The 3,633-nt window shown below is 42.7% G+C and carries 4 protein-coding genes; 3 read left to right on the top strand and 1 reads right to left on the bottom strand.

The annotated features are described in order from the left end of the window. Nucleotides 1-768, bottom strand: a 768-nt coding sequence (proS, locus tag F6K52_RS33975; protein WP_293089236.1) for a proline--tRNA ligase, incomplete at its 3' end; no start/stop codon positions are given. A 420-nt stretch (nt 769-1,188) separates the two neighbouring features. Here proS and F6K52_RS33970 point away from each other — a divergent pair. The 3 genes from F6K52_RS33970 to F6K52_RS33960 all read left to right on the top strand — a co-directional run bounded on the left by F6K52_RS33970 (nt 1,189) and on the right by F6K52_RS33960 (nt 3,142). Next, entirely contained in the window at nt 1,189-1,329 is a 141-nt protein-coding gene (locus tag F6K52_RS33970; protein ID WP_293089233.1) for a hypothetical protein, read from the top strand. Nucleotides 1,330-1,572: 243 nt separating this feature from the next. Beyond that, nucleotides 1,573-2,214 carry a hypothetical protein gene (locus tag F6K52_RS33965; RefSeq protein WP_293089230.1) on the top strand — a complete coding sequence of 214 codons (642 nt, stop codon included), beginning with the start codon at nt 1,573-1,575 and terminating at the stop codon, nt 2,212-2,214. 91 nt (nt 2,215-2,305) lie between these two features. Further along, nucleotides 2,306-3,142, top strand: a complete 837-nt coding sequence (locus F6K52_RS33960; RefSeq protein WP_293089228.1) for a pentapeptide repeat-containing protein — start codon at nt 2,306-2,308, stop codon at nt 3,140-3,142. Nucleotides 3,143-3,633: the final 491 nt, after the last annotated feature.

Genomic DNA, 3,633 nt, shown 5'->3' with positions numbered 1-3,633 from the left:
TTTTTCATAAGTGTTATAGGGTGATGGTTCTAGGTCTGGTGGTAGGGAAACCGCTTTTTCCAAATTGGCAGAATACTTGCCATCCTCTGTGTAGAGAATCTCGTCTTCCCCAGCATCAGCCAGAACCATAAATTCTTGAGAACCCGAACCCCCAATCGCCCCAGAGTCAGCCTCAACCGCTCTAAACTCCAAACCACTGCGGCTAAACATATTTCGATAGGCTTGATCCATCGCCTGATAAGTCTTTTTCAGGCTTTCGTGATCGGTATGGAAAGAGTATGCATCCTTCATAATGAATTCCCGTCCCCGCATCAGGCCAAATCGAGGGCGAATTTCATCTCGGAACTTAGTTTGAATTTGATACAAGTTTAAAGGTAATTGCCGATAGGAGCGAATCATGTCCTTAGCAACAGTAGTGATTACCTCTTCATGGGTTGGTCCAAGTCCCAATTCCCGCTTTTGTCGGTCAATCAGAGCAAACATTATGCCCTCAGCTTTGGTGTAGGTGTCCCAACGACCTGATTCTTTCCACAGCTCAGACGGTTGTAGCTGAGGCAGTAGACACTCTTGAGCACCTGTGGCATCCATTTCCTCCCGCACAATCTGAGAAACTTTTTTCAGGACACGCCACATCATGGGTAAATAGGCGTAGATGCCACTGCCAATACGTCGAATGTAACCCGCACGGAGCAAAAGTTTATGGCTAGGGATTTCTGCTTCCACTGGGTCTTCCCGCAGTGTCACCAAGAGCATCTGAGACAGTCGCATTACTTACTTCCTTTTTAGACCAAACTACCATTATCTCATCAGTTTAAAACTTTCATCAACAGTGTGTCAGCCAGGATTGACAAACTCTTCACCCTCTGAGAAGGTATGTGATTATAGGCTAGTTTCTAGTTTAATTTAAATTATCATAATCGTGGTTATAAACCTTTAAACTCACGAAGTTTTACATTTCCTTGGTTTCATTATTTAACATATTTCCATTTGAGCTTTAAAAAAGGCTCATGGTGATGGTATTGTTAAGGTTTTTAAAAAATCTATAAGTTTTTGATATTTCCAGCTTTGATATAACTCTAAATTATAGCAGTATAAATACCAAATATATATTTATTTTATTTTAATCAAGTTAAACAGTTTTTTTAAAATAAAGTTATTAGATACTTAAATATAGCGTTTCTAGGACTCATGAGGTACACATTATTTTTTCCCTCTTCCCTTTTCCCTTTTCCCTCTTCCCTGCTCCCTGCTCCCTGCTCCCTAAAAACCAGAAATTTGTACCTCACAAGTCGTAGAATTGCTATATTTAAAACATTCATTACTAGATAAACACAACAATAAAATCTTTCGTTGCTTCTCATAATTGCTGTTGATGTCTATGAACAAAAGCTCGAGCAACCCATCTGCCCCCCCAGATAATATACCCTAGATGAATTACTAGCCAATGAAGTCGAAATCAGTGAAGAGGTTCACTGGGGTAAAGCAGAAGGTCGAGAGGTGTGGTAGGCTTCTTTGAGTGCGAATTACCTTTTGGACAACTTCTAGTCAGCAAAAAAGGAACAGATATAAACTTTGGGTATTGAACTACGCAGTTACGTATACATAGACAGCTTGCAGCCTCAGCACGCCGCTTACATGGGAACAGTAGCGTTAGGATTTTTGCCCTTACCAGGAGATACCTCCCTTTGGATTGAAATCTCACCAGGTATTGAAATTAACCGGATTACCGATATTGCCCTCAAATCCACTGCCGTGCGTCCAGGAGTGCTGGTGGTCGAACGGCTTTATGGACTTCTAGAGGTGCATGCTAATAAACAAGGGGAAACCCGTACAGCTGGCAAAGCAATTTTAGACGCACTGGGCGTCCGTGAACAGGATCGGCTCAAACCTCGGGTCATTTCTAGCCAAATTATCCGTAATATTGATGCCCACCAGACCCAGTTAATTAATCGCACACGGCGCGGTCAAATGTTGCTAGCAGGGCAAACCCTATATGTATTAGAAGTTGAGCCAGCTGCCTATGCCGCCCTAGCTGCCAATGAAGCAGAGAAATCCGCCTTAATTAACATCTTACAAATTAGTGCAGTGGGCAGCTTTGGAAGGCTCTACCTAGGCGGAGAAGAACGGGATATATTAGCAGCATCTCAAGCAGCGCTGACTGCTATTGAAAGCGTGAGTGGTCGTGAACATCCTGCTACCAAGCGTAAGGAATAGAAAGGAATTTTTCCTGAGCTGATCCCTTAATGTAGTGCCATTGGGTTAAAGTCTTTCTTGGCACCGCTACATAATGTGAAGGAGAACCTCAATGGCCAATCTAGAACATCTTGCTCTACTAAAACAAGATCCATTGAGATGGACAGAATGGAGACAGACAAATCTAGATCTAGAACCAGACCTTAGCGAAGTTAACCTCAATGGGGCTAACTTTGAAAGGGTAAACTTAGCAAAAGCTAACCTAAAAAAAGCCAATCTAGGCAATATTAAACTGATTAGCGCTAACCTCAGCCAAGCTAACCTCAGTAATGCCAACCTCCAAGATGCTGAACTGATCAAAGCTAAACTGATCTCGGCAGAGCTAATTGGGACTAAACTTATAGCAGCTAACCTGATCTCGGCTGACCTAAATGGTGCCAATTTAATTGGGGCTGACTTGACCCTAGCTAACCTCATGGAAGCTGATTTGAGTAATGCAAACCTAATTGGCACTAGCTTGCTCAAAGCTAATCTCTCAGAAGCAGATTTAAGTGGGGCAAAGCTAAGACGGACTAACCTGGTAGAGGCTAACCTTATGGCTGCCAATCTCTGCCATGCTAATCTGAGCAATGCTAATCTTCATCAAGCTGAACTGATTGGGGCTTACCTATACAAAGCTGAGTGTCCAGGGGCTAACCTAGCAGAAGCTCACCTGAGTGGAAGCTATCTGTTTGGAGCTAACCTAGCAGAGGCAGACCTTTACGGGGTTGACATTAGATGGGCGAACCTTACTAAAGCTAATTTAAGCGGGTCTAACCTCACTACAGCTAAGCTGAGGGGCGCTAACCTCAGTAAAGCTAACTTAACTGGGGCAAATATCATTGAAGCTGAACTAAGCCAAGCTAATCTAAGGGAAACAATTATGCCTGATGGCACTATCCATCCTTAGATCACTACATCTGATCACAATCAATCAAACCTTCGATTAATCAGTTAGTGCTGCAAGTATCATCCAACAGACACTATCGACCAGACACCGATGAGTCATGCCCAACCGCCCCTAGAATTTATCCGACAAGCTGTAGTTGACCTGAGTCATGAGCTGCAAACCTCTGTGGGAAAGTCTGATCATAACTTGACAATATTCTCTGAATAAGTAATAATTTAGAACATTATTTTTATCCTTAACCTAAAGTTAATCAAAGTAGGATTTTGGTTAACTTTAGGTTAAGGTTTGGAATCTGACTATCCTGAGTCCACTCAAGCTCAATCTCAAGAGTCTGGCTTGCTAGAGGTCTTCGAGATCTAGATGTCCGATACTTTTTAGCTACCAAAATCTACAAATCAGATTTTGGCTCACTAATGCAAGCTGGATTTTGCCAGCCAGGGGGTATCTCCCAAGGCTAAACCCGGACTATGCCCGGCTTAGCGCATAAATTT

Origin of the sequence: Moorena sp. SIO3H5 (assembly GCF_010692395.1) — a bacterium.
GTDB lineage: Bacteria > Cyanobacteriota > Cyanobacteriia > Cyanobacteriales > Coleofasciculaceae > Moorena.
The sequence above is the reverse complement of the archived record's forward strand: the minus strand, read 5'-3'. Positions and strand labels throughout refer to the sequence as shown.